This is a genomic window from Erythrobacter sp. HI0063, assembly GCF_001635685.1.
Classification (GTDB): Bacteria; Pseudomonadota; Alphaproteobacteria; order Sphingomonadales; family Sphingomonadaceae; genus Qipengyuania.
This window is the reverse complement of sequence record NZ_LWFF01000016.1, coordinates 1-2,268: the sequence shown is the minus strand read 5'-3', so window position 1 is coordinate 2,268 and position 2,268 is coordinate 1. Positions and strand designations below refer to the sequence as shown.

Annotated in this window: 3 protein-coding genes; 1 reads left to right on the top strand and 2 read right to left on the bottom strand. The window is 59.8% G+C overall.

The genetic code is table 11. The annotated features are described in order from the left end of the window. Both A3736_RS01005 and A3736_RS01000 read right to left on the bottom strand, forming a co-directional pair. A partial coding sequence (locus A3736_RS01005; protein ID WP_156501906.1) for an EAL domain-containing protein occupies nucleotides 1–419 on the bottom strand: 419 nt, incomplete at its 3' end. Between the two features lie 169 nt (nucleotides 420–588). Beyond that, nucleotides 589–1,218, bottom strand: coding sequence for a TetR/AcrR family transcriptional regulator (locus A3736_RS01000; protein WP_067678087.1), 630 nt, complete (start codon nucleotides 1,216–1,218; stop codon nucleotides 589–591). 110 nt (nucleotides 1,219–1,328) lie between these two features. Between A3736_RS01000 and A3736_RS00995 the strand changes: the two genes are divergently transcribed. After that, nucleotides 1,329–2,268 (top strand): ABC transporter permease (locus A3736_RS00995; protein WP_067678085.1); only part of this gene is annotated, 940 nt, incomplete at its 3' end.

Genomic DNA, 2,268 nt, shown 5'->3' with positions numbered 1-2,268 from the left:
CTGACGATGCTGCGCACATGGTCGGTGTCCAACCGCTCGTTTTCGGTGAATTCGAAGATGAGCCGATTGGTCGGAAGGCCCGTTTCGAGCGCCGTTTCCATCGTCAGCTTGATGCAGGCAAGGGGCGAGTAGACGGCGTTGGGCATGAAGTTGATGGAAAGCTTGGCCTCCGTATCCAACAGACCGGCAGCCACCGCTTCCCTGATCGCGTTGACCCGACAGGCCTGATCGAACGCATACCGGCTGTCTTCGGTCACGCGCCCCAGGATTTCACCTGCGCTTTCTCCATTCGTGCCTCGAACGAGCGCCTCGAAGGCGTAGGGACGGCCTGTGGTCAGATCCACGATCGGTTGGAAAGCCGTTCGGATGTCGAAGCCGAGGCTTTCGCCATTCCGGCATCCGCTGCATTTCATAACCATAAAGAGCCCTTTTGAAACGGACGCTATTTGGCTCCGTAATGGCTAATTAAGCATGAACTCGCAGATGAATTTCGCCTCTTTTTTGGCGGGTTCGCTTGTTTCTCGGATCGAATGCAAAAAATTTTCTACTTGGGAGTGCGAAATCGAAAGAAGCGAAAAGATCGGCGATTTATTTCGAGCATGAATCGCCGATGGCATAGGCACGGCAGAAGACGTCCACGGCGCCATCGATCCGTTCCGTGTCGCGCTGTTCATCGCGGGCCATACCGAAGCGACGTTCGAGATCACCCATCCCCTTGCACATGGCGGCGAATTGTTCGGCCGCGAGTTCGGGATCGTCGACGGAAATATCGCCCGCTTGGGTGAGGGATGTCAGCAATGCTGCGAATGCTTCCTTCATCCGATGCGGTCCTGCCGCAAGGAACGTTGCACCGACCGCCGGGTCGAGTTCGGTTTCCGCCGCGATACGGCGCTCGAACTGAACCATCTCCGGGCGCGAGAGGAATGTGACCATCGCTTTCCCGATCTCGGTCAGGCGTTCGCGCAGAGTGCCGTTCGGAACTGACGGCACGGTGAAATATCCCCGGATCCGTTCGCATTCCTGTTCGACAGCCGCAGTGAACAGGCCGCGCTTGTCACCGAACTGGTAATAGACAGTGACTTTGGAAACACCGGCTACGGCCGCGACCTGCTCTATCGAGGTCGCCGCGTAGCCACGGTCGAAAAAGCTGGCGACTGCCGCATCGACGATGGCCTTTCGCTTCGTCTCGCTGGCAGGCCTGCCGGCTCTGACTGGCATCGATCCTGTTTCGTCACTTGCCAATCTGAACGGCTCCGCTCACCTGAACGCAATCGTTCATTAATGAGCTATGCGACCGGTCTTGGCAAGAGAGGCGACGGAGCGTTTGTATGAACTGGATCGCGATCCGCATGCTCACCGGCGACGCGCAGAAGTTCTACGGCCTGCTGTTCGGCATCGCCTTTTCCACTCTTCTCATCACCCAGCAGCTTACCATCTTCGTGAATCTCCTCGAACGCGGGTCGAGCGGGGTCTACAATGTGTCGAGCGCCGATGTCTGGGTGATGGACCCCGTCAGCAGGACGACCGAGGTCGCCTATCCGATGCCTTCGACCGCGCTCGATAAGGTGCGCGGCGTGCCCGGCGTGGCATGGGCGGTGCCGCATATCCGCGCGTCGGCTTCGGTGCGGACCGGAAGCGGCGAATTGGAGGGTGTGACGGTGGTGGGCGTCGATGATGCCACGCTGATCGGCCTGCCGAAAAACATGGCCGAAGGAACCCCGGGGGTTCTGTCGCAACCCGATAGCGTGATCATCGACGATGTCGGCGCAACGCGCATGTTCCCCGACCAAAGCCCGATCGGCCAGCGTCTGGAGCTTAACGACCAGCGCGCCGTGATCCGCGGGATTGCCGATGCAATCCCGAGTTTCACCAGCCAGGTTACGCTTTATACCAAATACAGCCGCGCGCTGAATTACGTGCCGGGCACGCGCAACCGCCTGTCCTTCGTGCTGGTCGGCAAGGCGCAGGACGTGTCGCCGGAAGAACTGGTCGAGCGGATCGAAAGCCAGGCCGGCCTTCGCGCCCGCACCCGTGACGATTTCGCGCGCGACGGAGTCGATTTCATCATCGAGAACACGGGCATCCCGCTCAATTTCGGAATCACCGTGGCGCTCGGCATCATCGTCGGCGTGGCGATCGTCGGGCTGACCTTCAGCCTCTTCATTCGCGACAACATCAAGCAGTTCGGTGCCCTGAAGGCCATCGGCGTGACCAATGGCACTATCCGCCGCATGGTCGCGGTACAGGCGGGGGTGGTCGGATTTGTCG